The organism is Planobispora longispora (genome assembly GCF_016863135.1).
GTDB classification, from domain to species: domain Bacteria; phylum Actinomycetota; class Actinomycetes; order Streptosporangiales; family Streptosporangiaceae; genus Planobispora; species Planobispora longispora.
This window is the reverse complement of sequence record NZ_BOOH01000051.1, coordinates 42,260-67,185: the sequence shown is the minus strand read 5'-3', so window position 1 is coordinate 67,185 and position 24,926 is coordinate 42,260. Positions and strand designations below refer to the sequence as shown.

Below are 24,926 nucleotides of genomic sequence, written 5' to 3'. Positions count from 1 at the left end.
TGCTGGAACCGAGGACCCGCTGAAATCATGACGGATCACCCTTTCCACGAGGGTTCGACGGCGTCGGCACGGTGAGAGGCGACCTGGCTCGGCCCGTCACGGGCCATGACAGTTGCGGGACAGCGCCGGACTCGCACCGGACTTCGCTCCACACCGCGCGTCGGGCAAACGGTATCAACCTCGCCCGATGCCCTGATGAGGCAGGGCACCCGCCGACCTTTCGAAAGGCGGTGGTACAGGCGTCAGGCCACGGGCGCCCGCCGGTGGTCGCGGATCAGCGCGGCGTACCGGTGGCCGCTGGTCTTGACGGTGCGGGCCTGGGTCGCGTAGTCGACGTGGACCAGGCCGAAACGCTTGTCGTAGCCGTAAGCCCACTCGAAGTTGTCCAGCAGCGACCAGGCGAAGTACCCGGCCAGCGGCGCGCCCTGCCGGGCCGCGCGGGCGCAGGCGGCGATGTGGTCCTCCAGGTAGGCGGTGCGCTCGGGGTCGTCGACCGTGCCGTCCGGGCCGACGGTGTCGGGCCAGGCGGAGCCGTTCTCGGTGACGTAGAGCCTCTCGGCCCCGTACTCGCGGGTCAGCCGGAGCAGCAGCCGCTCCAGCCCGTCGGCGTTGATCTCCCAGTCCATCCCGGTGACCGGCGCGCCGGGCACCGGGACCTGGCGGGCGTACGGGGCGGGACCGGTGGGGTCGTCGGCGACGATCTGCCGGAAGTAGTAGTTCAGCCCGAGGTAGTCCAGCGGGGCGGCGATCGTCTCCAGGTCGCCCTCCCGGAGCGGCAGGTCGACGCCGTAGACCTCGATCATGTCCTCGGGGTAGCCGCGGCCCAGGACCGGGTCCAGCCACCAGCGGTTGACGTGGCCGTCCATCCGGCGGGTGGCGGCGCGGTCCTCGTCGCTGTCGGTGGCGGGCTCGCAGGTGCTGAGATTGTTGACGATCCCGATGGACGGCGTGCTCCGGGCGGCGGCCCGGATCGCCTGGACGGCCAGGCCGTGCCCGAGGTGCAGGTGGCAGGAGGCCCGGACGGCCGCGGTCAGGTCGGTCCAGCCGGGCGCCATGCGGCCTTCGAGGTGGCCGATCCAGGAGGAGCAGAGCGGCTCGTTGAGGGTGGTCCAGTCGGTGACCCGGTCGCCGAGCGCCCCGGCGACCGCCGCCGCGTACTCCGCGAATCGGAGAGCGGTTTCCCGGCTCGGCCAGCCGCCGCGGTCCTGCAGCGCCTGCGGCAGGTCCCAGTGGTACAGGGTGGCGAACGGGCGGATGCCCGCCTCCAGGAGGGCGTCGACCAGCCGGTCGTAGAAGGCCAGGCCGCGCGGGTTGACCTCGCCCGCCCCGTCCGGGATCACCCGGGGCCAGGCCACCGAGAAGCGGTAGGCGTCCACGCCGAGGCGGCGCATCAGCTCCACGTCCTCGGGCCAGCGGTGGTAGTGGTCGCAGGCCACGTCGCCGGTGTCGCCGCCGTCGACGGCGCCGGGCACGCGGCAGAAGGTGTCCCAGATCGACGGCGACCTGCCGTCCTCGGAGACCGCGCCCTCGATCTGATAGGCCGAGGTGGCCACCCCCCAGACGAAGCCGGGGCCGAAGGCGGACTGCGGTTGCATATGTGAACTCTCCTCGGGAGAAGGGAACGGGAGGCGGGCGCGCGGGAACGCGCCCGGGCATGCTCGGAGGGCCGGTCAGGCTCGGACGGCCGTCCGGCGGGCCGGGACGGTCACTTGACCGCGCCGGCGGTCAGGCCCTGCACCAGATAGCGCTGCAGGAGCAGGAATCCGGCCACCACCGGGACGCTGACCACCAGGGAGGCGGCCATCAACTGGTTCCAGTAGACGTCGTTCTGCGTGGAGTACCCCTGCAGGCCGACGGCCAGGGTGCGGGTGCTCTCGTCGGTCATCACCGACGCGAAGAGCACCTCGGCCCACGCGGTCATGAAGGCGTAGATGGTGACCGCCACGATGCCGGGCATCGCCGCGGGGATGACCACCCGCAGCAGGGCGCCGACCGGCCCGCTCCCGTCCACCTGGGCGGCCTCGTCCAGCGCGGTGGGGATGGAGTCGAAGTAGCCGACCAGCATCCAGATGGAGAACGGCAGGGAGAAGGTCAGGTAGGTGACGATCAGGCCGGTGCGGCTGCCGTACAGCTCCACGCCGATGGTGTTGCCGAGGTTCACGAAGATCATGAACAGCGGGAGCAGGAACAGGATGCCGGGGAACATCTGGGTGGACAGCACCGTGATGGAGAAGATCCTCCGCCCGGGGAAGCGGTAGCGGCTGATCGCGTACGCGGCGAAGACCGCGATCGTCACCGACGCCACGGCCGCGGCGGAGGCCACGATCAGGCTGTTGACGAAGTAGTGGGCCAGCGGCACCGTCCGCCAGATGTCGGCGAAGGGCTGCAGGCTGATCGTGGTGGGGATCCAGTGGAAGTCGCCCTGCACGTCCCCGAGCGGCTTGATGGAGGTGGTGGCCATCACGTACAGCGGGACGAGGGTGAACAGGCCGAGGGACCCGAGCACGATCCAGCGGGCCCAGGGCAGCCATCGGGGCTCACGCACGGCTTCTCCTCCGTGAGGTCGCCACCAGGTACACCGCGGTCACCAGCAGCAGGAACAGCAGGAGCAGCACGGACATCGCCGAGCCCGAGCCGAAGTTCCAGGTGACGAAGGAGCTCTGGTAGATGTGAATGGAGATCAGGTCGGCCTCCTCGGGGGCCGACCCGCCGAACAGGACGTAGGGCGTGTTGAAGTCGTTGAAGGTCCACAGGAACAGCACGAGCACCACGACCTGGTTGACCGGGCGCAGCATGGGCAGCGTGATCGAGCGCAGCTGCCGCCACCAGCCGGCCCCGTCGATCGCCGAGGCCTCGTAGAGGTCGTCGGAGATGTTCTGCACCCCGGCCATGAGCACCAGGAAGGCGAACGGCCAGACCCGCCAGACGTAGGTCACCAGCAGGGCGACGAAGCTGTTGCCGCCGATGAGCCAGAACGGGCGCTCGTCCAGCAGGCCGGACTGCTCGACGAGGATGTGGTTGACCATGCCGGAGTCGCGCTGGAACATGAAGCTCCAGGTGATCACCCCGGCGTAGGCGGGCAGCGCGTAGGGCGTCAGGAACAGGGTGCGCAGCACCCCTCGGCCGCGGAAGCTCCCCTGCATCAGCACCGCCGCGGCGGTTCCCAGCAGCCAGCACAGGCCGACCGCCAGCACGGTGAAGGCGACGGTGACGGTGAAGGACCGCAGCAGGGAGGCGCCCACCGCCGAGTCGAAGTCCACCGCGATCTCGTAGTTGGCCAGGCCCGCGCCCGGGGCCGCGGACCAGTTGCGGATGAAGAACTGGGTGAGCTTGAGGAAGCTCATCCAGATGCCGACCAGCATCGGCGCCAGGTGGATGAGGAGCTCCAGCACGATCGCCGGGAGGATCAGCAGGTACGGCAGGCCGAGGCGGCGCAGCCGCACCGGGATCAGGGCGGCGATCCGGCCCGGCCCCCTCCCGCTGGACCGCGGGGACCCGCCCTCCCGCGACCCGGTTCCGCGCCGCGCGCCGGGCCGCGGCGTGGTGGACGCGACCATCATTCTCCTATCGGGGGGATCGAGGGGATCGGAAGCGAGCGCGGCGCCGGGCGGTGCTCCGCCCGGCGCCGCGGGTGGGCGGGTCAGCTGCCGGCCAGCATCTTCTCGTTGGCCTCGGTCAGCTTCGCCTTGATCTGCTCCTCGGTGACCTGCTTGCCGCTGGCCACGTCCGCGAACAGCTCGTTCATCGCCGTGCCGACCAGCGTCTCGTACTGGCTCTCCTCGGGCACCTGGGGCAGCGGCGCCGCGGTGGTGGCGAGGATCTCCTGGAAGGCCTTGATGTGCTCGCTCTGGAACGCGGGGTCGTCGTAGGCGTCCTTGACGGTGGGCAGCGAGCCGTAGGCCTTGTTGAGGTTCTGCTGCGTCTGCTTGCCCGTCATGAACTTGACGAACTCCACGGCCGCGTCCCGGTTCCTGCTGCTCTTGAAGATCGCCATGTTGATGCCGGCCACCATGCCGTTGACCTGCTTGCCGCCCTGGGCGGGGTCGGGGAGCGGGATGGGGGCGACGCCGTAGTCGTCCTCGCTCATGCCGGCCGCCTTCGCCGAGGAGGCGATGGACTGCCACATCAGCATCGCGGCCTTGCCGGAGGTGAAGTCCTGCACGGCCTGGGTGCCGTTGCCGTACTCGGCGTTGCTCGGGTTGACGATCTTGTGGACCGCCATCAGGTCCAGGAACTGCTTGGTCGCGGCGACCTGCTTGTCGGAGTCGAACTGCGGCTTGCCGGAGGCGTCGAACGGCTCGGCGCCGTGCTGCTGGCCGAAGATGAAGGCGTGGTGGGCGTTCTCGGTGACGCTGGCGCCCTCCACGGCCAGGCCCCACTTGCCGTCCTTGGTGAGCTTCTTGCCCGTCTCGATGAGCTCGTCCCAGGTCTTCGGCGGGGCCTCGACGCCCGCCTCGGCGAACATCTTCTTGTTGTACATCAGGCCGTAGGTCATGCCGTAGATCGGGACCGCGGCGGGCGGCTGCCCCGAGGCCCCGGTCGCCGCGAGGCTCGGGCCGAGGAAGCGGTCCCTGCCGCCGAGCTTGGCCAGCAGCGCGTCGTCGAAGGGCACGAAGGCGCCGGTGGCCTGCAGCGAGGCCGACCAGGTGTTGCCGATGTTGAGCACGTCCGGGCCCTGGCCCGAGGTGGTGGCCGCGAGGATCCGGTTGAGCAGGTCGGCCCACGGCACGACCTCGACCTTCACCTCGATCCCGGTCTCCTTCTTGAAGCGGTCGAGCTCGGGCTTGAGGATCTCCTGGTCGGCCTCGAGGCTGGGGCCCTGGTTGGACGCCCAGTAGGTGAGGGTCTTGGGGGCGCCGCTCTCGGCGGAGGTTCCGCCGTCGCCGCCGTCGCCGCCGCAGGCGGAGGCGGCCAGCAGCAGGGCCCCGGCCAGGGCCGTGGTGGCGAGCTTTCGAATACGCACGGTTGTTCCTTCGATGGTGAGGACTCCGGAGTTCGGGGGGAGTCGGGGGGTGGGTCCGGATGTTCCGCAGTCCCGATACGACCGGGATCGGAGAGCGCTCTCCAAGAGGAGAGTGTCCCTGCGGGGCGAGCACTGTCAAGCCTCACCCCCTCCGGCCGGGGGCCCGGATCCGGTTTCCTCCTCGCTTCCCCTACGTGAACAGGGAGTTTCCAACCGGCCGTGACCAATTCTTGATGTTCACGATGTGGGCCTCCGCCTTGGAGAGCGATTTCCCATAAAACGACGTCGGGTGCCGCCACACGGCGGCACCCGACGTCCGATCCCGAACCGCCCCGGGCGTCCGGCCCCGGGGCTCCCCTGCGCTCAGCCCTTGACGGCCCCCTGCATGATGCCTCCGATGATCTGCTTGCCGAGCAGGGCGAACACGACGACCAGCGGCAACGTGCCCAGCGCGGTACCGGTCAGGCCGAGCACGTAGTCGTTGACGTACCCGGCGGCCAGCGTCGACAGGGCGACCTGCACGGTGGGGTTCTCCGGGGTCAGCACGACCAGCGGCCAGAAGTAGTCGTTCCAGGCCGACATGAAGGTGAGCATGCCGAGCACGGCCGCCGCGGGGCGGGCGACCGGGATCACCACGTGCCAGAACAGTCCCCACGTGGTGCAGCCGTCCACCCGGCCCGCCTCCAGCAGTTCGGACGGGAGCGCCCGGGACAGGTACTGCGTCATGAAGAAGACGCCGAACGCGCTGACCATGGCGGGGACGATCAGCGCGTACATCGTGCCGGTCCACTCCAGCTTCACCATGAGCATGTAGAGCGGGATGATCCCCAGCTGGGCCGGGACCATCATGGTCGCCACGGTGAGCAGCAGCAGGATGTTCCGGCCGCGGAAGCGCAGCTTGGCGAAGGCGAAGCCGGCCAGCGTGGAGAAGAACATCACCGACAGCGCGATGGAGCCGGAGACCAGGACGGAGTTGGCCAGCGCCAGCCCGAAGGGCACGGTGTCGAACACCCGGGCCACGTTGGCGAAGAAGTTCCCGCCGGGCACCAGCGGGGGCGGGACCTCCGCCAGCGCCGCGTTGTCCCGGGAGGCCACCACGACGCTGTAGTACAGCGGGATCGCCGAGAAGAAGGCCACCGCCGTCAGCGTGAGATAGATGAGCCTGCGGGGGGCGCCGGGGACGCCCCGGCGGGCCGTCCGGCCCCTCGTCCGGCCGGCGGTCATGCCGGTCATAGCAGTCCTCCCCTGCTCCGGCGGGTGATCAGGTAGTTGACGCCGGCGATCACGACGATGAAGACGAACATCATCCAGGAGATGGCCGAGGCGTAGCCGAAGTCGAGCTTGACGAAGTTCTCGTAGATGAACAGCGCGAGCGTCTGGTACTGCCGGTCCACGCCGCCGGTGAGGGTGTAGACGCCGAAGAGCAGCGGCTCGGCGAGCACCTGCATGGCGCCGATCGTCGAGGTGATGACGACGAAGACGATCGTGGGCTTGATCATCGGGATGGTGATCCGGCGGAGCTGGGTGAACTCGCTCGCTCCGTCGATGGTGGCCGCCTCGTACAGCTCGCGCGGGACGGCCTGCATGGCCGCCAGGAAGATCAGCGCGTTGTAGCCGGTCCACCGCCACATGATCATGATGGAGATGGCGACGTGGGAGCTCGCCACCCCCTCGTTCCACGGCACGGCGTCGGCGCCGAACCAGGACAGCATCCAGTTGATCATGCCGAAGTCCCGGCCGAACAGCTGACTGAAGATCACCACCACCGCGACCACGCTCGTCACGTTGGGCAGCAGCAGCGTGACGCGGAAGAGGGTCTGCGCCCGCAGCGGCCGGTTGAGCAGGTGCGCCAGCCAGATGGCCAGCAGCAGCTGCGGGACGGTGGACAGCACCCCGATGGACAGGGTGTTGAAGGTGGCGTTCCAGAAGTAGTCGTCGGCGAGCAGCGTCCTGAAGTTCTCCAGGCCGACGAAGGGTTGCTCGTCCGCGAGCAGCGTCCACTCGTGCAGGCTCACCCAGGCGGTGTAGGCCAGCGGGAACAGCCCGAACGCGGCGAAGAGCAGGAAGAACGGGGCCACGTACGCGTACGGCGACCCCTTGACGTCGAGCTGGTGGACCAGGTGGCGGCGGACGGCGCGGCGGTGATGTCCCGCCGGCTTGCCCGGGGGGACCTCCGCCAGGCGCTCTGGCGCGCGAGTGGCCATGGCAGCTCCTTTCGGCGACTCATGAGCGGGGAAGGAACCGGCCGGCCGGCCGGCGCGTGGCCGGCCGGCCGACCGGCGCTGGACGAGGGCGGGGACGGGCTACTTGATCCTGCCGACGTCCTTCAGCGCCTGGGCCCAGGCCTCCTCCGGGTTCTGCTTGCCCTGCTCGACCCGCTGAAGGGCGTCGCCGAACGCCTTCAGGAGATCACCGGCCTTGGGACCCACCTTCTGCGGCTTGAGGGCCTTCGCGGCGTCGGTGAAGATCTTGCCGATCGGCGCGTTGCCGAAGTACGGGTTGACGAAGTCCTTGACCGCCGGATCGTCGTACAGGGCGGGCAGCGAGGGCAGCGCGCTGGCCTCCTTGAAGAGCTTGATCTGGCTCTCCTTGCTGGTGAGCAGGTCGATCAGCTCCGCGGCCTCCTTGGGGTGCTTGCCCTGCTTGGGCAGCATCAGGTGGGTGCCGCCCTGGTTGCCGCCGCCGCCGGGCACCGCGGCGATGTCCCAGGCGCCCTCACCGGGGTTCTGGTCCTTGATCGTGCCGGTCTTCCAGGCCGGGCAGACCATGGTGGCGAAGGTCCCCTTGGCGATCCCGGTGTTCCACGGCGGGGTGAAGGCGGCGAGCTTGGCCGACAGGCCCTCGTTGACCATACGGACGCCCATGTCGTAGGCCTTGCGCACCTCCGGGTTGCTCCCGGCGATGATGTTGTACTGCTCGTCGTAGTAACCGACCGGCGCCTGCTCGACCATGGCGCGGAAGTGCTCGCCCGGGCCGTCGGTGAACTTGGCGCCCTCGACGCCGGCCGCGACGAACTTCTTGCCCGTCTCGACGTACTGGTCCCAGGTGGGCCAGAGCGCCGACACCTCCTCGCGGTCGGTGGGCAGCCCGGCCTTCTTGAACAGGTCGGGCCGGTAGCACATGGCCAGGCCGCCGACGTCGGTGCCCAGGCCCATCAGCGACGAGCCGTCGTTGGAGACGCCCAGCTGCCACTTCCAGTCCAGGTACTCGCTCTGCCGCTTGTCCAGGCCGTAGTCCTTGAGGTTGTAGAACTTCTCCGGCGAGGGGGTGAAGGCGCCGACGTAGCCGCCCTCGACCGCCACGACGTCCGCGGCGCCCGCGCCGGTGGTCAGCTGCGTGATGAGGTTGGTGTGGTGGTCGTTGAACTGCGCCCGGCGCTCCACGATCTCCACGTTGGGGTGCGTCTTCTTGAACTCCTCGTACAGCGGCGCGTAGTGGAAGTCGCTGAACAGCGCGACGGTCAGCTTTATCTTCTCGGCCGGCGCGCCGGGACCGGCCTGCCCGCTCGCCTCCGTTCCGCCGCCGCCGCAGGCGGTCACGCTCACGGTCAGGGCGACCGCGGCGATCATCGGAGCGAGAAACCGGGGACGGGGCATACCCATCGAACCCTCCTTGGGCCCTTGGTGATCTTTGGGGGAGAGGACCGGCGTGGCCGTACGGCATGCCGCCCCGAGCGCGACACGCCGTGCGGTCGTCGCACCGGCCCGGCGGCGGATCCCGGCCTCCTCGGCGGAGCGGTCTCTCGCGATGTCCGAAAACGCTCTCTCGGAACGGTCCGATCCGACCGGTCGCGACGGCGGCGACCCGGTCGTTTCAGGTCCGCCACATACCGACGAGCCCTCTGAACTGCGGTTGAGTGCACAGGGCTCTCCTCGGTGTGGGGAGTGCTCGACGCATGCGGCGACGAGAAGACAAGAGAGCGCTCTCTGTGCTGAGAGCGTGCCCCTGCCGGGGGAACCCTGTCAAGGCTTGGCCCGTATCGGTTCGAAACCGGCCGTACCCATTCCCGTTACAGAGACCTCGCCCGGCGCACGGCTCCCCCGCGGCCCATTGACAGCACCCTGCGGCGACCATGACGCTATGTCCTCACTGGAGAGCGCTCTCCATTATCAACCTCCACGACCGAAGGGGAAGAGTGTGAGCGCCGACAAGTTCGACCGTCTGGTGGACGAGCTCAGTCTGGAGCAGAAGGTCCGCCTGCTCACCGGGGCGACCGTGTGGCGGCTCCGGGACGAGCCGGCCATCGGGCTGCGCGCCATGGTCGCCTCCGACGGCCCGGTCGGCGTGCGCGGGGAGGGCTGGGACGAGCGGAACACCTCCCTGACCCTGCCCTCCGCGACCGCGATGGCGGCGACCTGGGACGAGGACCTCGTCGAGCTGCTGGGCGGGCTGATCGCCGCCGAGGCGCGGCGCAAGGGCGTCCACCTCGTGCTCGCCCCGACGCTCAACCTGCACCGCTCCCCGCTCGGCGGGCGGCATTTCGAGTGCTACTCCGAGGACCCGCTGCTGACCGGCAGGGTCGGCGCGGCCTACATCCGCGGCGTCCAGGCGGGCGGGGTGGCCGCCACCGCCAAGCACTACGTCGCCAACGACTCCGAGACCGAGCGGCTCACCCTCGACGCCCGGGTCGACGAGCAGACCCTCCGCGAGCTGTACATGGCGCCGTTCGAGGCGGCGGTGGAGGCGGGCGTCTGGGCCGTCATGTCGGCCTACAACGGGGTGAACGGCGCCACGATGTCGGAGAGCCCGCTGCTCGCCGAGCCGCTCAAGGGCGAATGGGGTTTCGACGGGGTGGTCGTGTCGGACTGGGGAGGCGTGCGCTCCACCGTCCCGTCGGCCCGCGCCGCCCAGGACCTGGCGATGCCGGGGCCGAACCCCCTGTGGGAGGAGAACCTGGTCGCGGCGGTGCGCGCGGGCGAGGTGCCCGAGGCCGCGATCGACGACAAGGTACGGCGCCTGCTCCGGCTGGCCGACCGGGTCGGCGCGCTGGATCCCGGCTCCCCGGACGGGCCCGCCGCCCCGCTCTCCGGCGGGTCCTCCGCTGAAGCGGTGACCGCCGCCCCCTCCCCCGGCACGTCCGCCTCCTCGTCCTCCGCTGCCCCCTCCCCCGGCACGTCCGCCTCTTCGTCCTCCGCTGCCTCCTCCCCCGGCTCGTCCGCCTCCTCGTCCTCCGCGCCCCTCGCCCCGGAGGAGCTCGACGCCGCCCGCGCGCTGCTGCGCAGGTCCGTCGCCGCCGGCACCGTGCTCCTGCGCAACGAGGGCGGCCTGCTCCCGATGGACCCCGCCCGGCTGCGCCGGATCGCCGTGATCGGCCCGAACGCCGCCGCCGCCCGGATCCAGGGCGGCGGCAGCGCCGGCGTCTACCCCGTCTCCACCGTGTCCCCGCTCGACGGCCTCCGCGAGGCCCTGGCCGGCGCGGCGGAGGTGATCTACTCCCCCGGCGTCCACCTCGACAGCCGGCCCACCCCGCTGGACACCGGCAACGCCCGCAACCCGCGGACCGGCGAGCCCGGCCTGCTGGTCCGCCTGCTGGACGCCTCCGGCGCGGAGGTCCACGCCGAGCACCGGCTCACCGGCCGCCTGCCGGAACCCGGGCGGGCCGCCTCCGCCGTCGCCGTCGAGATCCGCGCCCTGCTGCGCCCCGGCGCCGACGGCCCCTGGGACATCTCCTTCGCCGGATGGGGTCGTGTCCAGCTGGAGGTGAACGGCCTGCTCCGCATCGACGAGAAGGTCCTGCTCGACACCGACGACCCCGCCACCGTGCACCTGACCCCTCCCTGCCGGCGGGTCCGGCTCTCGCTGACCGCGGGCCGGGAGGTCGAGCTCGTCGCCCGGCGGCACTTCGCCCCCGGAACCGGGGTCGCCTCGATCCTGGCCGCGGACCCGGTCCGGCAGGACGGGCCGGACGCGCTCGCCGCCGCGGTCGAGCTCGCGCGCACCTGCGACCTGGCCGTCGTCGTGGTCGGCACCACCGAGGAGATCGAGAGCGAGGGCTTCGACCGCGAGCACCTCGACCTGCCGGGCCGCCAGAACGAGCTCGTCCGCGCGGTGGCCGCCGCCTGCCCGGACACGGTCGTGGTCGTCAACTCCGGCGGCCCGGTCGTCATGCCGTGGCACGAGGAGGTGCCGGCCGTGCTGCTGAGCTGGTTCCCCGGGCAGGAGGCGGGGCACGGCCTGGCCGACGTCCTGCTCGGCGCCGCCGAGCCCGGCGGCCGGCTGCCCACCACCTGGAGCGAGAGCGCGCTCTTCTCCACCGTCCCCGAGGACGGGGTCCTCACCTACGGGGAGGGCCTGGACATCGGCTACCGCGCCTGGCTTCGGGAACCGGCCGCGCCTGCGTACTGGTTCGGGCACGGGCTCGGATACGCCTCCTGGTCCTATGAGGGCCTCTCCGTGCCGCGGCGGGTCGCGCCCGGCGCCCCGCTCACGGTCCGGGTACGGCTGCGCAACACCGGCCGGCGCGCCGGGCGCGAGGTCGTCCAGGTCTACCTGTCCCGTCCGGAGACGGAGGTGACCAGGCCCGTCCGGTGGCTGGCCGGCTTCGCCCCGGCCGTCGCGGAGCCGGGCGGGACCGTGGAGGTCGAGGTCGGCGTCCCGGCGCGCGCCTTCCAGCACTGGTCCGCCGAGCGGCACGCCTGGTGCACCGAGGAGGGCGCCTTCACGCTCCTGGCCGGCCGTTCCTCCGTCGACCTGCCGCTGAGCGCCACGGTCTTCGCCGGCGCGGACGTCGGCGCGGACGTGCTGGTCGAGCCGTGAGCTTCCTTGGAGAGCGCTCTCCCACTATGCTATAAAGAACCCCATGAGCGAAGGTCTCCCGCCGTCATCGGGATCATCCCCCACCCTGGAGGACGTGGCCCGGGCGGCGGGCGTCTCCCGCGCCACCGTCTCCCGTGTGATCAACGGCATCCGCAACGTCGACCCCGCCATCCAGGAGGCGGTCCGGCAGGCCATCGCGGCCACCGGCTACGTCCCCAACCAGGCGGCCCGATCCCTCGTCACCCGCCGCACCGGCTCGATCGCCCTGGTCGTCTCCGGTGCGGGCGGCGAGACCGGGGAGGACCCCTTCCCCGGTCAGGTCTTCGCCGACCCGTTCTTCGGCCGGGTGGCGGGCGGCATCGTCGGCTTCCTCCGCCCCCGCGGCGTGCACCCGATCCTGATGTTCGCCGAGACCGACGAGACCCGCGCCCAGGTGCTCACCTACCTGCGGCAGGGCAACGCCGACGGGGCCGTGCTCGTCTCCACCAACGCCGACGACCCGCTCCCCCGCATGCTCGTCGACGCGGGGCTGCCGGCCGTGCTCTTCGCCAGGCCCCCCGAGCCGCTCCCGATCAGCTACGTCGACGTCCAGCACCGGGCCGGCGCCAAGCTCGCCGCCGACCACCTCGTCGCCCGGGGCTGCAGGCGGATCGCCACCATCTCCGGCCCCCTCGCCGTCCCCGCCAGCCAGGACCGCCTGGCCGGCTTCCGGGACGCGATGGCGGTGCACGGCCACCCCTACATCCCGTGCGTCGAGGGACGGTTCACCTATCCCAGCGGCGAGGCGGCCATGGAGCGCCTCCTGGCCGAACAGCCCGACCTCGACGGCGTCTTCGTCGCCAACGACGTGATGGCCCAGGCCGCCCTCATGGTCCTGCGGCACCACGACCGCCGGGTGCCCGAGGACATCGCCGTGGTCGGCTTCGACGACAGCAGCGCCGCCCTCGCCTGCCGTCCGCCGCTCACCACCATCCGCCACCCCGTGGAGGACATGGCCGCCGAGATGGCCCGCCTCCTGCTGGCCCACATCGAAGAGCCGGACCGCCAGCCGACCTCCGTCATCTTCGAACCCTCCCTCGTCGTCCGCGAATCCGCCTGAGGGCGCGCCGGCCCGGACCGTGACGACTGCTCCGCCCCGGAGACGCCAGTCTCAGCGTTCGGGGGCGGTCGTCCTCGTCGCCTCCAGGCAGCAGCGGACGAAGTCCTGCACGATCGGGTCGGCGTCGGCCGCCGGGGGCCAGGCGATACCGACCCGGCTGGGACTGACGCCGACGACCGGCCGGTAGGTGATACCGGGACGCGAATAGAACCGCGCCGCGGACTCGGGGGCGAGGGCGACGCCGTAGCCGTTGGCGATGGCCTGGAGCCAGTCGTCGGGATGTTCCACGGTCACGCCGACGCGCGGAGGACGGCCGTCGCGCTCATCGCGGGCCAGCCAGTAGTCACGCCACCAGCCCGTCTCGGACGGGGCGGCGACGAACGGCTCGTCCCACAGATCCCGGAAGGGGATGCGGTCACGCGCCGCGAGGGGGTGGGCGGCGGGCAGCGCCACCCAACGGGGCTCAGTGATCAGGACCTCCACCCGGAAGGTCTCCTGACCGGGGAACGGCAACCGCAGCAGCGCGGCGTCGACCTTCCCGTCGGCCAGTCCGGCGGACGGTTCCGACCATGTCGCCTGCCGCATGTTCACCCGCCACCCCGGGTGGACGCGGCCGAACCTGGCGATGATGTCCTGGGTCGCCTCGTTGGCGGCGCTGGCGAGGAACCCGATCCGCAGCACCCGCGCCGCCCGGCTCGCCGTGCTCTTCGTCTCCCGCAGCACCCGGTCGCAGACGTCCAGCAGCGCGGGCGCCTGTTCCGCCAGGGTCCGCCCCGCTTCGGTGAGCGACATCCCCGCGCGTGATCGCGTGAACAGGCGCATCCCGAGTTGGTCCTCAAGCCGTTTGATCTGCTTGGTCAGCGCCGGCTGGGACACGAAGAGGCGCTGGGCGGCCCGGGTGAGACTGCCCTCGTCCGCGACCGCGAGGAAGGAGCGCACCAGCCGTGTGTCCACATCCATTCCATCAGGTTATAGACGCATGTATTGGACGTCGGCCCGCCAGGCGGCCAGATTCGAGTCACGGATCGTTCCGGCAGCTGATCCCTCAACCGAAAGGAGGGTGTCCGGTGTTCACCGCCTACGTCGTAGTGACGGTCACGACCGCCGCGGGCAATGTCGCAGCGGCCATCGTCGACTTCGCCCGCGCCGGGTGGGTTCTCGGGAACATGTCCAAGTACGGGGTACCGCACTCGTGGATCTACCCCCTGGGTGCGGCGAAGGCGGCGGGCGCCCTCGGTCTCCTGGCGGGCCTCGCCGTCCCGGCGATCGGGATCGCGGCCGCGGCCGGCCTCCTCCTGTACTTCGCCGGCGCCGTCTTCACCGTCGCGCGCGCCCACTGGTACTCCCATCTGCCCTACCCGGCCCTGTTCCTCCTGCTGGCCGCCGGCTCGCTGGCCCTGCAGATCACCACGCTATGAAATGGGTCACATCCGGACCCTGCGGCGCGGCGCCCGCGGAGCGCCGCTCTCCGGCCGGACGCCTCGGCCGCACAGGGGGAGCGCCTGATCGCCCCCGGTCTCGGGGGCGTCGGGCGGCGCCGCCACCGCATCACCTTGCCTGTTTCATCCAAATAAATAGTGGTATGGGTGGTTTATGGCGATATATGGCGATAAACGGCCAGGGCCGGCTCGGTCCGTGTTCGGGGAGGGCCCCGGCTGCGCCGCGCGGCAGATGGCCCTGCTGCTGATCCTGTGCACGGCGCTGACCGCGGTGAAGCTGCTGTCGGTCCCGCCCGGTCAGCGGCCTCTGTTCGCCGGCCTCCTCACGCTCGCGCTGGTCGCGGCGGTGGCGGGCTGGTGGCCGGGCTGGCAGCGGTTGCACCTCTGGGCGCCGTTGGCGCTGTGCCTGCCCGTCCTGGCGGTCCTGTCCGCCTTCATCTGGGCCGCCGGCGGGATCGCCGCGGGCGCCGCGCCGTTCTTCGTGCCGGTGTTCGTCTGGCTCGGCATCCACTTCTCCGTCGCGGCCGCGCTGGCGGTCGCCCCCGCGGCGGCGCTGGCCTACGTGATCCCGCTGATCGCCGCCGGGCGCGGCCCCGCCGTGCTCATCGGCGCGGTCCTGTTCATCCCCATGCTGGTCGGCGTGTCCACCATGATCGCCCGTCAGCTCGGACACCACCGCCGCGCCCTGACCAGCCTGCGGCGCGCCCGCGACGAGATCTCCCGCACGGAGCGGTGGCGGGCGGCGCTGACCTCGACCCTGGCCCACGACGTGCGCTCCCCGCTGACCGCGGTGCAGTTCGCCCTGGAGACCCTGCACGACGACATCGAGGACCTGCCCCCGGCGCAACGGCGGGGCATCATCGAGGCGGCACTGCGCCAGACCGGGCGGATCCGGCACCTGGCGGCGGACCTGCTGGACACCGAGCGCATCGACACCGAGGGCCGGCTGCGCCTGGACGTCCGGCGCGTCCCCCTGCGCGGCGCGATCGACGAGGCCCTGACCTACCTGAACGACCCGGTGTCCGTCGAGATGGACACCGACGTGAAGGTGCGGGCCGACCCCGCGCGGCTGCAGCAGATCCTGATCAACCTGGTCACCAACGCCGTCCGGCACGGTGAGCCGCCGATCGTCGTCAGCACCGCCGCCGTCCCCGGCGGCATGGTCGCCGTCCACGTGCGCGACCACGGCCACGGCGTGCCCGAGGACAGACGCGGGATCCTGTTCTCCCGGTTCGGCAGCGCCGACCCCGCCCCCCAGTCGGTCGGTCTGGGGCTGTGGATCACCCGGGAGCTGGCCCGCGCCCACGGCGGCGACGTCACCTACGCCCCCGCCGATCCCGGTGCCCGCTTCACGGTCCTGCTGCCCGCCGCCGACCCGGCGCCGCCGGACGCGTCATCGCCTCGTGACAGGCGTGCCGAGCCCGCGGGGAGCCCCGCGAGAAGCTAGCGAGGCTAGCGTGGGGAGCCCGCGAGAGGCTGGCGCGGGGAGCCCGCGACAGGCCGGAGGAGCCGGAGGAACTAACCGAGCTGGTCCTCGGCGGCGGCGATGATGCCCTGCAGGCGCAGGCCGTGGGCGGCGTCCAGGGGGTGGCCGCCGCCGGTGCGGACGGCCTCGGCGAACTCGGCGAGCATCGTGGCGAAGACGTCGGGGCCCAGGGAGTCCCTGTCGACGGACTCTCCGCCGAGCCTGCCGTAGACGTCCACCCGGGACGGAGGCGTCCGCCCCGGCGCGCTCAGGCACAGCGAGGCCTCGCTGACCGCGCCGGTCTCGTGCTCCAGCAGGAGGCCGACCCAGCCCGTCGGGTTGCCGTGGGCGCGCACCCCGACGACCGCGCCGAGCGCGGCGTCCAGCATGTCGATCATGTGCGGGCCGACGTCGAGGATCGCGCCGCGCTCCAGCCGCCACGGGCTGGCGAAGTCACCGCCGAGCATGGCGCCGGAGATGCTGGAGGCGTGCCCGCCGAACGGCTCGATGGCCGAGACCCGCGCCAGGAACGCCCGGACGGCCGCCGAGTAGCGCCAGGTCAGGCACATCTGCGAGACCACCCCGGCCTCCCCCGCCGCGTCGGCGAGCCGCCGGGCGCCGTCCAGGTCGGCCGCGAGCGGCTTCTCCAGCAGCAGCGCCTTGCCCGCCTTGGCCGCCATGACCCCCAGCTCCGCCTGGACCGCGGGCGGCACCGAGAAGACCACCGCCTCGCAGGCGTCGAAGAGCTGCTCTATCCGTTCGAAGACCGGGGCGCCCAGCCGGGCCGCCGCCTCGGGTCTGCGAGCCCACACTCCGGCCAGCCGCGTGTGGGGCCCGGCGGTCAGCGCCGGCGCGTGCACCTTCTCCGCCCAGGGCCCGGCGCCCACCAGGCCAACAGATATCGTCACATGTCCAGCTTCTCACGGGACCACGCCCTGATCGCGTGTTCGGGGCGGTGCGCGGTGGTGCCGCCGTCGACGACGATCGTCTGCCCGGTGACGCAGCGCGCCTCGTCGGAGGCGAGGAAGGCGACGAGGGCGGCCACGTCGCCCGGCTCGGCCGCCCACGGAAGGACGCGCTCGGCCGCCTTCTCGGCGAGCCGCTCCGGCGTCATCACGGCCCGGGCCAGGTCGGTCAGGACCAGGCCGGGGGCCACCGCGTTGCACCGGACGCCGCGGGAGCCGTACATCGTCGCCACGTACCGGACGAATCCCACCAGCGCCGCCTTGGAGGCCCCGTAGGCCGCGTGGTCGCTGTCCCCGACCAGGGCCGAGACCGAGGAGGTCAGCACGATCGCGCCGCCGTCGGCCATCGCCGGGACCGCGTGCTTGACCGTGAGCATCGCGCCGCGCAGGTTGACCGCCATCGTCCGGTCCCAGACCTCCACGTCCATGTCGAGCAGGTCCTGGTCCCTGCCGTAGACCTCGCGGTCCAGGCAGGCGGCGTTGGAGTGCAGCACGTCCAGCCGCCCGAAGGAGGCCGTCAGCTCGGTGACGGCCGCCGCCACCGCCTCCTCCTCGGACACGTCGCAGTGGAGCGCGGTCGCCGTACCGCCCGCGGATCTGATCGCCGAGGCGACCGACCTCGCGCCCGCGACCCGCAGGTCGGCGACCCCGACGCGGGCGCCCTCGGCGGCCAGCCGGTGCGCGGTGGCCGCGCCGATCCCCGAGCCCCCGCCGGTGACGAGCGCGACCTTGCCGTCGAAGCGCATCACCACTCCACGGGCAGGGCGGTCAGGCCGCGGCCGACGATCGAGGTGCGGTAGGAGACGGGCGCGCCGGAGACCAGGCGCAGCCCGGGCAGGCGCTCGCCCAGGACGTCGAGGGCGGTGCGGAGCTGGAGGCGGCCCAGCGCCGCGCCCACGCAGAAGTGGATGCCGTAGCCGAGGGTCATGTGGGCGTCGGCGTTGGGGCGGTCGATCCGGAAGCGTTCGGGGTCGTCGAAGACGGTCTCGTCGTGGGCCGCGGAGTCGGTGGACAGCAGGCAGAGGGCGCCGGCCGGGATCGTCGTCCCGTGCAGCCCGATGTCGGCGGTGGCGTAGCGGAAGGAGCCGAGGCTGGCGCCGTCGATGCGCATGCACTCCTCGACCGCGTTGCGGGTCAGCTCCGGCGGCACCGGCCAGGCGCCCTCGCGCAGCAGCCGCAGCACGCTGTTGCCGAGCTGGTTGGGCACGGTGTCGTTGCCGCCGAGCAGGATCGTGGAGATCAGCTCGACGACCTCGCGGTGCGAGAGCTCCGTGCCGATCAGGGAGGTCATCAGCGAGGTGAAGTCGTCGCGGGGGTCGCGGGCGCGGGCGGCGACGAGCCTGTCGACGTAGTCGAGGTAGGCCAGGAAGCTCTCGGCCAGCGCGAGCTGCCGGTCGGGCGGCTGCGGCGACAGGAACAGCTGGAACCAGCCCTTCACGTGCTCCTTGACGAACTCCTCGTCCTCCTCGGGAACCCCGATGAAGCGGGCGGTGAGCTTGGCCGAGGGCTCGTGTGCGATCTCGGTGACGAAGTCCGCCCCGCCGCGCGGGGCCACCCGGTCGAGCAGGTCCTCGTTCAGCTCCCGGAACCGCTGCTCCATCGCCGCGACCGCGCGCGGGGTGAAGGCCCGCGAGACCGAGCGGCGCAGCCGGGTGTGCACCGGCGGGTCCACGTTGGCCACGAAGCTCGACAGGAACGAGCCGTGCTCGCCCAGCTTGAGGCGGGTCTCCTCGGACAGGCTCCGGGAGATCGTCAGCGACCCCGCCGAGGAGAAGCGCTTCGGGTCGCCGTAGGCGGCGCGCACGTCGGCGTACCGGGTCAGGACGTGGGCGCCCAGGTGCTCGCTGCGGAAGACCGGCCGCTCGTGTCGGAGCCGGCGCAGGAAGTCGTACGGCGCGGCGACGTGCCAGGCCGCGCTGACGTCGAAGTCATCGGCGTCGATCATGGATGGACCTCTCGGGCTCGGTACGGCTTCAGTACGGCTCGCGCCGCGTGAGGATGTCGCGGGGGTTGGCGACGAGCATCCGGTGGATCTGCTCCTCGGTCACGCCCCTCCTGCGCAGCTCGGGGAGCACGTCCCGGGAGATGTGCAGCAGGTGGTAGTCGGGGTGGCGGCGCCGTACCACCTCGTGGTCGAAGCGGTCGTTGAAGCAGTAGGAGTCGTGGGACAGGACCATCCGCCCGGCGTGGCCCCGCTCGCACAGGGCCGCCACCGTCGCCACCCGGTCCTCGAAGGGGCTGATCGTGTTGATGCCGAAGCGGTCCATGCCGAGATAGGAGCCGTTCGCGATCAGTTCTTCCAGGTAGGTCAGGTCGGTGGAGTCGCCGGCGTGGCCGATCACCACCCGGCTCAGGTCCACCCCCTCGGAGGCCAGCAGCTTCTGCTGTTCCAGGCCGCCGCGCGAGGCGCTGTGGGAGTGGGTCGTGATCGGGACGCCGGTGGCCCGGTGCGCCTGGGCGGCGGCGCGGAAGACCCGTTCGCAGCCGGCGGTCATGCCCAGGTGGTCGGAGGCGCATTTGAGGATCCCCGCCTTCACCCCGGTGTCGCCGATGCCCTCGGCGATGTCCCGGACGAAGAACTCGGCCAGCCGGTCGGGGCCGCCGAACAGCGAGCCGGGGCCGCGGTTGCCGAAGTAGGGCGGGAGCGCGTCGTAGGTGTAGATCCCGGTCGCGACGACGATGTTGACCTCGGTCAGCTCGGCGACCCGCTGCACCGCGGGCACGTAGCGGCCGAGCCCGATGACGGTCAGGTCCACGATGGTGTCGATCCCGTGGCCCTTCAGCTCGGTCAGCTTGTCGGCGGCCTCGCGAGCCCGCAGTTCGAGGTCCCAGCCCTCGGGGATGTCCGGCCAGTTCCACAGGATCTCCGGGCTGAGCCCGAAGATGTGCTCGTGCATGAGCGTCGCGCCCGGGTCCCGCACGGGTCCCGCGACGGTCTCGACGCTCCCGGTGCTCCCGGTGCCCGCGGCGCGCTCAGGCATGGGGGACGACCGGGAACTTCGGGTGCCCGAACGGCCGGTTGACGGTCAGGCCAAGGTCGTCGGTCTGCCGGTACGGCGTGCCGGTGTAGAGGGCGTCGGCGTCGAAGTAGGTGACGGTGAACGACACGCGGGGGGTGTCGCGGTGGTTGGCGGGGGCGCCGTGCACGGTGAGCGCGTGGTGCACGGTCGCGTCCCCGGCGGCCAGGTCCAGCGGCGGGGACAGCTCCAGCTCCTTGAGCCAGGGATGCTGGCTGAGCTGGTCGTCGCCGTCGCGGGCGAAGGAGCGGCCGAGCACGCCGTGCCGGTGAGAGCCGGTGTAGAACCGCAGGGAGCCCATGTCCGCGGGCACGTCCACCAGGGCGAGCCAGAGTGTGAGCATCGCCGAGCGGTCCATGGGCATCCACGGGAAGTCCTGGTGGAACTCGGTGGCCCCGTGCCCGCCCGGTTCCTTGATCAGCAGGTTCGTCACCTGCACCCGCACCCCGGCGACCCCGTGCAGCAGCCGGACGGCCGCCCGGCCGAGCGGAGGGGCCAGGGCCAGGTCCCGGAAGCGCCCGTCGGTCTCGGCGATGTCCCTGGACTGCCCGAACGCCTGGTCCACCTGGGAGGTGACGGTGCGGGGGCGCGCGGCGAGATAGTCCAGCGCGCGGTCCCGGAGCACGGTCACGTGGCCGGAGTCGACCAGGCGCGGCAGCCGTACCCAGCCGTTGTCCCGGAAGAAGGCGACCTCGTCGTCGGTCACGTCGCGGACGGGGGTGTCGTCAGCCATGGGCTCAGTGTCGGACCGCGCACACCCGTAAAGCAAGCGCTTGGTATAAGTCTTCCCGGGGAACCGGCCGCACCCTGCGGGGGTTCCGCCGCGCCCCGGAGAGCGGGTCCCGTCACGGCCCAGCGGGGGTTCCGCCGCGCCCTGGGAGGGCTGCGCCGCGCCCCGGGGAGAGGCGCTCCGGACCCCGGGGAAACCCCCCGCCCTTCCTAGGGAAAGCCCCGTTGCCCGGCCGATCCGGCGCGGCGCACCCTGACGCCATGACGAACCTCGACACCCCCGGGTCGGGCGCCGACGCCTTCGCCCGCCACGCCATGGTCGCATCGGCGTTCCTCGCGCCGCTGCTGGTCACCGTCTCCATCCTGCTGAGCCCCTTCGACGCCACCGCCGAGGGCGAGGCCTACGTCCGGGACTTCACCGAGAACATCGGCGGCTACGCCCTGTTCTCCTGGCTGGCCGTCCTCAGCGCCGCCCTGTTCCTCCCCGGGCTCTTCGCGGTGAGCAAGGTCGCCCGCCGGGGCCGCCCGACACTCGGGCTGGCGGGCATGATCCTCGCCTTCATCCTGGCGGTCCCCTTCGGCGGCAACTCCGACGACGTCCTCTATGCCGCGAACAGGGCCGGCCTCGACACCGCCGTCACCACGAGGCTGATGGACGCCTACGTCAACGACCTGCCCATCGCCCTCCTCGGCTCCGCCTTCTTCCTCGGCCTGCTCGGCCTCCTGCTCCTCGGAGTGGCCGCCCTGCTCGGCAGGTCGGCCGCGACCTGGGCCGCGGCAGCGCTGATCGCCGCCCCGATCCTCCTGCCGATCCCCTGGCTCGCCGGCATGGGCAACGTCGTCGTGGCGGTGCCGTGGCTGATCCTGACCGCGGGCATGGGCGGCGTCGCCCTCTCCCTGCTCCGCCGGCCCGCGCCCTCGGCCGTGACGGCGCCCGCTCCGTGAGCGCGGCCCGCGCGGAGCGGCGGCCCCCTGGGCGGCCGGGGTCATCCCGTCTATGCTTACCAAGCGCTTGATTGGCAACGTGGTCGGGAGGACGGGATGGACCGGCCGTTCAGGTTCGCCGCCGTGGTCAGGGAGGCCGCCTCCGCCGGAGAGTGGGCGGACAAGGCCCGCCGCCTGGAGGACTCCGGGTTCGACGTGCTGCTCGTCCCCGACCACCTGGTGGGCCCCCGCTTCGCGCCGGTCGCGGCGATGACCGCGGCGGCCTGCGCGACCAGCCGGCTGAAGGTCGGCACCCTGGTGTTCGCCAACGACTTCCGGCACCCGGCCGTGCTCGCCAAGGAGGCGGCCACCGTCGACCTGCTCTCGGCGGGCCGCCTGGAGCTCGGCCTGGGCACCGGCTGGATGGCGGCCGACTACGCATCGGCGGGCCTGGCTCTCGACCCTCCGGGGACCCGGGTGGACCGGCTCGCCGAGGCGATCGCCGTCCTGAAGGGGCTCTGGGGCGAGGGCCCGTTCACCTTCCACGGCGAGCACTACCGGATCGACGGGCTGGATCAGCAGCCCAAGCCGGTCCAGCGCCCCCACCCCCGGCTGCTGCTCGGCGGGGGCGGGCCGCGCGTGCTCCGGCTCGCCGCCCGCGAGGCCGACGTGATCAATCTCGGCATGCGGGTCAGGGCGGACGGCACCGGCCCCGACGGGGCCGACGGCGGCCTGCCCGCGTTCCTCGCCAAGATCGATCTGGTACGGCGGGCCGCGGCGGACCGCTACGGCGCGATCGAGCTCGGCACCAGCGTCCAGCAGCTCGGCGTCCGCAGACGGGGCGAGGCGTGGAGCGCCGCAGACTCCTCCCGGCAGGACGAGACCCCCCAGGTCCTGCTCGGCACCCGCCGGGACGTGGCGGACAAGCTCCGGCACTGGCGCGACACCCACGACCTGTCGTACTTCGTGCTCCACCACGAGCGGGACCTCGACGCCTTCATCCCGGTCGTGGAGGAGCTCGCGGGGCGCTGATCCCCGGCGGGGCGCCCAGGGGGCAGCGCCGGGGCGGCGGGGGCCGTACCGGCATGATGGGGTCACTATGAACGAGATGATTCTGCTGCGGCACGGCGAGACCGAGTGGAGCCGGGACAGGCGGCACACGGGGCGCACCGATCTGCCCCTCACCGCCAAGGGCGAGGACGAGGCGCGGGCGCTCGCCCCGCTCGTCAAGGACAGGGCCTTCGACCTCGTCCTGGTCAGCCCCGCGCTGCGGGCCCGCAGGACGGCCGAGCTCGCCGGGCTGGACGGCCGCACGACCGATCCGGACATGTGGGAGTGGGACTACGGCGGCTACGAGGGGATCACCACCGCGACGATCCGCGAGACCCGCGCCGGCTGGTACCTGTGGCGCGACGGGGTGATCCCGGGCGACGCCGAGCACCCCGGGGAGAGCGCCGCGCAGGTCGGGGCCCGCGCCGACCGGGTCCTCGACCGGGCCAGGGCCGCCGCGGGCGACGTCGCCCTGGTCGCCCACGGTCACTTCCTGCGGGTCCTGGCGGCCCGCTGGCTCGGCCAGGAGCCCGAGGCCGGCCGTTTCTACCGGCTGAACACCGGCACCTACTCCCGTCTCGGCTTCGAGCACGGCGAGCCGGTCATCCTCTCCTGGAACGTCCCGGTCTGACCTCGGGCCCAGGTCCTCAGCTCGGGTCCGGCCCTGTCGATAGGTCGGTCGGCGATGCGGGACGGCCCCGCGGCGGAATCCGAGAGAGAGCCTGACCGGACATGAAGAAGATGAGCGATCTGAAGGTCGGCGTGCGCCTGGGCGGCGCGTTCGCCGTGGTGGGCGTCCTGCTGTGCGGGGCGGTCGGCGTGGGCGTGGCGGGCATCTCCTCGGCGCGCGACGCGGTCGCGGAGGTCGACGCCGACGCCGCGGTGCGCGGCGCGGCGCTGACCGCCAAGTTCCGCACCGCGGACTTCAACGGCTGGCAGACCGGCTACGCCTTCGACGCCGAGCGCGGCGTGCCGGGCGCCACCGACGACAACGTGGGCCAGCGCAAGAACTTCCTGGCCTCCACCGCGGCCTTCCGGGAGGACCTGAAGAATCTGGAGGGCATGGAGCTGACCTCCTCGCAGCGGGAGGACCTGCGGACGGCCGAGGAGGAGTTCGAGGCGTTCATGCGCGTCGACGAGGAGATCATCGCGGCCTATCGCGACGGCGGCCCCGCCCAGGTCGAGAAGGCGGGCGATCTCGTCTCGGGCGTGGCGCTGGAGCACTTCGCCAAGGCGGCCGGCGCCGTCGACGAGCTGGCCGCCGAGGCCGTCGCCAACCTCACCGCGGCGGCCGCCGAGGCCCGTTCCTCCAGCGACGCCTCCATGCGCGTGATGCTCGGCGCCGGCGTGCTGTGCCTGCTGCTGGCCGCGATCCTGGCCGTGCTCGTCACCCGGACCATCACCCGGCCGCTGAACGCGACCGTGCAGGTCCTGCGCAAGATCGCCGGCAAGGACCTGACCGTGCGCGTCGACGCCTCCCGCCGCGACGAGCTGGGCGACATGGCCCGCGCCCTGGACGAGACCCTGCGGGTGCTGCGCGACTCCTTCTCCGCGATCGGCCGGCAGAGCACCACCCTGGCCGAGGCGTCCCACGAACTGACCGCCGTCTCCGGGCAGATGGACACCGCCGCCACCCGCACCTCCGCGCGCTCCGGCCAGGTCGCCGCCACCGCCGGGCAGGTCTCGTCCAACGTGCAGACGATCGCCGCGGCGAGCGAGGAGATGAGCGCCTCCATCTCGGAGATCTCCAGCAGCGTCAGCCAGGCCGCCCGGGTGGCCGACGCCGGCGTCGAGGCCGTGCGCGGCGCCGGTGAGACCGTGGCCAAGCTGGGCGCCTCCAGCGCGGAGATCGGCTCGGTCATCAAGACCATCACGAGCATCGCCGAGCAGACCAACCTGCTGGCGCTCAACGCCACCATCGAGGCCGCCCGCGCCGGCGAGCAGGGCAAGGGCTTCGCGGTCGTCGCCGGCGAGGTCAAGGACCTGGCCCAGGAGACCGCCCGGGCCACCGAGGACATCGCGCGCCGGGTGGAGGCCATCCAGGCCGACACCGACGCGGCCATCGCCGCCATCGCCGGCATCAGCGAGGTCATCACGACCGTCAGCGAGCACTCCACCACCATCGCCGCCGCGGTCGAGGAGCAGAGCGCCACCTCCGGGGAGATGAGCCGCAACATCTCCGAGGCCGCCATCGGCGCGGGTGACATCGCGACCGGAATCGGCGAGGTCGCCGCCGACTCCCAGACCACCACGTCCGGGGCGGCCGAGTCCCGCCGTACCGCCGACGAGCTCGGCCGGCTCGCCACCGAGCTGAACGGCGTCGTCGCCCAGTTCACCGTCTGAGCGGGGAACCGGGAGAGCCGGGATCCCGGGAACCGATGGCCGCGTCCCGCACGGCGGGCGCGGCCATCGGCCATCGGACGCCGGATGTCGTCAAGCCGGGGCCCCGGATCGGGGAGAGCCGGGGGCGGATGTCGTCAGGCCGGGGACGGGTCCCGGACCGGGGAGAGCCGGGGGCG

General features: G+C 72.2%; 21 protein-coding genes and 1 riboswitch. Of the genes, 8 read left to right on the top strand and 13 right to left on the bottom strand.

What is annotated here, in order from left to right:
* Positions 1-26: 26 nt before the first annotated feature.
* Positions 27-173: riboswitch (adenosylcobalamin (AdoCbl) riboswitch) on the bottom strand.
* A gap of 69 nt (positions 174-242) precedes the next feature.
* The 7 genes from Plo01_RS30415 to Plo01_RS30385 all read right to left on the bottom strand — a co-directional run bounded on the left by Plo01_RS30415 (position 243) and on the right by Plo01_RS30385 (position 8,565).
* Positions 243-1,595, bottom strand: coding sequence for a GH1 family beta-glucosidase (locus Plo01_RS30415; protein ID WP_203894163.1), 1,353 nt, complete (start codon positions 1,593-1,595; stop codon positions 243-245).
* Between the two features lie 110 nt (positions 1,596-1,705).
* A complete protein-coding gene (locus tag Plo01_RS30410) occupies positions 1,706-2,545 on the bottom strand; it encodes a carbohydrate ABC transporter permease (protein ID WP_239317366.1) in 840 nt (279 codons plus the stop codon).
* Positions 2,538-3,560 carry a carbohydrate ABC transporter permease gene (locus tag Plo01_RS30405; RefSeq protein WP_239317364.1) on the bottom strand — a complete coding sequence of 341 codons (1,023 nt, stop codon included), beginning with the start codon at positions 3,558-3,560 and terminating at the stop codon, positions 2,538-2,540. The genes Plo01_RS30410 and Plo01_RS30405 overlap by 8 nt, the downstream gene beginning before the upstream one ends.
* 80 nt (positions 3,561-3,640) lie before the next feature.
* A complete protein-coding gene (locus Plo01_RS30400) occupies positions 3,641-4,963 on the bottom strand; it encodes a sugar ABC transporter substrate-binding protein (protein ID WP_203894162.1) in 1,323 nt (440 codons plus the stop codon).
* Positions 4,964-5,326: 363 nt separating this feature from the next.
* Entirely contained in the window at positions 5,327-6,187 is an 861-nt protein-coding gene (locus Plo01_RS30395; RefSeq protein ID WP_203894235.1) for a carbohydrate ABC transporter permease, read from the bottom strand.
* Positions 6,188-6,192: 5 nt separating this feature from the next.
* Positions 6,193-7,167, bottom strand: coding sequence for a carbohydrate ABC transporter permease (locus Plo01_RS30390; RefSeq protein WP_203894161.1), 975 nt, complete (start codon positions 7,165-7,167; stop codon positions 6,193-6,195).
* Between the two features lie 99 nt (positions 7,168-7,266).
* Positions 7,267-8,565, bottom strand: coding sequence for an ABC transporter substrate-binding protein (locus tag Plo01_RS30385; RefSeq protein WP_203894160.1), 1,299 nt, complete (start codon positions 8,563-8,565; stop codon positions 7,267-7,269).
* A 535-nt stretch (positions 8,566-9,100) separates the two neighbouring features.
* On the opposite strand from Plo01_RS30385, the gene Plo01_RS30380 reads away from it, so the two are divergent.
* Together Plo01_RS30380 and Plo01_RS30375 are read left to right on the top strand one after the other, a co-directional pair.
* Positions 9,101-11,719 carry a glycoside hydrolase family 3 C-terminal domain-containing protein gene (locus tag Plo01_RS30380; RefSeq protein ID WP_203894159.1) on the top strand — a complete coding sequence of 873 codons (2,619 nt, stop codon included), beginning with the start codon at positions 9,101-9,103 and terminating at the stop codon, positions 11,717-11,719.
* Positions 11,720-11,762: 43 nt separating this feature from the next.
* The gene (locus tag Plo01_RS30375) at positions 11,763-12,818 is read left to right on the top strand and encodes a LacI family DNA-binding transcriptional regulator (protein ID WP_203894158.1); all 1,056 of its coding nucleotides are present in this window, start codon (positions 11,763-11,765) and stop codon (positions 12,816-12,818) included.
* Between the two features lie 51 nt (positions 12,819-12,869).
* Here Plo01_RS30375 and Plo01_RS30370 read toward each other — a convergent pair whose 3' ends face one another.
* Entirely contained in the window at positions 12,870-13,778 is a 909-nt protein-coding gene (locus tag Plo01_RS30370) for a LysR family transcriptional regulator (RefSeq protein ID WP_203894157.1), read from the bottom strand.
* A 107-nt stretch (positions 13,779-13,885) separates the two neighbouring features.
* Between Plo01_RS30370 and Plo01_RS30365 the strand changes: the two genes are divergently transcribed.
* Both Plo01_RS30365 and Plo01_RS30360 read left to right on the top strand, forming a co-directional pair.
* Positions 13,886-14,236 carry a DoxX family protein gene (locus tag Plo01_RS30365; RefSeq protein WP_203894156.1) on the top strand — a complete coding sequence of 117 codons (351 nt, stop codon included), beginning with the start codon at positions 13,886-13,888 and terminating at the stop codon, positions 14,234-14,236.
* Between the two features lie 217 nt (positions 14,237-14,453).
* Positions 14,454-15,704 carry a sensor histidine kinase gene (locus tag Plo01_RS30360; RefSeq protein WP_203894155.1) on the top strand — a complete coding sequence of 417 codons (1,251 nt, stop codon included), beginning with the start codon at positions 14,454-14,456 and terminating at the stop codon, positions 15,702-15,704.
* A gap of 71 nt (positions 15,705-15,775) precedes the next feature.
* On the opposite strand, the gene Plo01_RS30355 is transcribed toward Plo01_RS30360, so the two are convergent.
* From Plo01_RS30355 to Plo01_RS30335, 5 genes are read right to left on the bottom strand one after another with little or no spacing between them, the layout of a single operon-like run.
* A complete protein-coding gene (locus Plo01_RS30355) occupies positions 15,776-16,630 on the bottom strand; it encodes a Gfo/Idh/MocA family protein (protein WP_203894154.1) in 855 nt (284 codons plus the stop codon).
* Complete coding sequence (locus tag Plo01_RS30350; RefSeq protein ID WP_203894153.1) at positions 16,627-17,433, bottom strand: SDR family NAD(P)-dependent oxidoreductase; 807 nt, start codon at positions 17,431-17,433, stop codon at positions 16,627-16,629. Before Plo01_RS30350 ends, Plo01_RS30355 begins: the two co-directional genes overlap by 4 nt.
* The gene (locus tag Plo01_RS30345; RefSeq protein ID WP_203894152.1) at positions 17,433-18,632 is read right to left on the bottom strand and encodes a cytochrome P450; all 1,200 of its coding nucleotides are present in this window, start codon (positions 18,630-18,632) and stop codon (positions 17,433-17,435) included. Before Plo01_RS30345 ends, Plo01_RS30350 begins: the two co-directional genes overlap by 1 nt.
* Before the next feature lie 28 nt (positions 18,633-18,660).
* The gene (locus Plo01_RS30340) at positions 18,661-19,668 is read right to left on the bottom strand and encodes a phosphotriesterase family protein (RefSeq protein WP_203894151.1); all 1,008 of its coding nucleotides are present in this window, start codon (positions 19,666-19,668) and stop codon (positions 18,661-18,663) included.
* Complete coding sequence (locus tag Plo01_RS30335; protein ID WP_203894150.1) at positions 19,661-20,437, bottom strand: phytanoyl-CoA dioxygenase family protein; 777 nt, start codon at positions 20,435-20,437, stop codon at positions 19,661-19,663. Before Plo01_RS30335 ends, Plo01_RS30340 begins: the two co-directional genes overlap by 8 nt.
* Before the next feature lie 257 nt (positions 20,438-20,694).
* On the opposite strand from Plo01_RS30335, the gene Plo01_RS30330 reads away from it, so the two are divergent.
* The 4 genes from Plo01_RS30330 (at position 20,695) to Plo01_RS30315 (ending at position 24,750) form a co-directional block, all read left to right on the top strand.
* Positions 20,695-21,378 carry a hypothetical protein gene (locus Plo01_RS30330; RefSeq protein ID WP_203894149.1) on the top strand — a complete coding sequence of 228 codons (684 nt, stop codon included), beginning with the start codon at positions 20,695-20,697 and terminating at the stop codon, positions 21,376-21,378.
* Positions 21,379-21,474: 96 nt separating this feature from the next.
* The gene (locus tag Plo01_RS30325; protein ID WP_203894148.1) at positions 21,475-22,389 is read left to right on the top strand and encodes a TIGR03621 family F420-dependent LLM class oxidoreductase; all 915 of its coding nucleotides are present in this window, start codon (positions 21,475-21,477) and stop codon (positions 22,387-22,389) included.
* A gap of 67 nt (positions 22,390-22,456) precedes the next feature.
* Positions 22,457-23,038: a histidine phosphatase family protein gene (locus tag Plo01_RS30320; RefSeq protein ID WP_203894147.1), complete on the top strand. Its 582-nt coding sequence runs from the start codon at positions 22,457-22,459 to the stop codon at positions 23,036-23,038.
* A gap of 101 nt (positions 23,039-23,139) precedes the next feature.
* On the top strand, positions 23,140-24,750 hold the full coding sequence (locus Plo01_RS30315) for a methyl-accepting chemotaxis protein (RefSeq protein WP_203894146.1): 1,611 nt from the start codon (positions 23,140-23,142) through the stop codon (positions 24,748-24,750).
* Positions 24,751-24,926 lie beyond the last annotated feature (176 nt).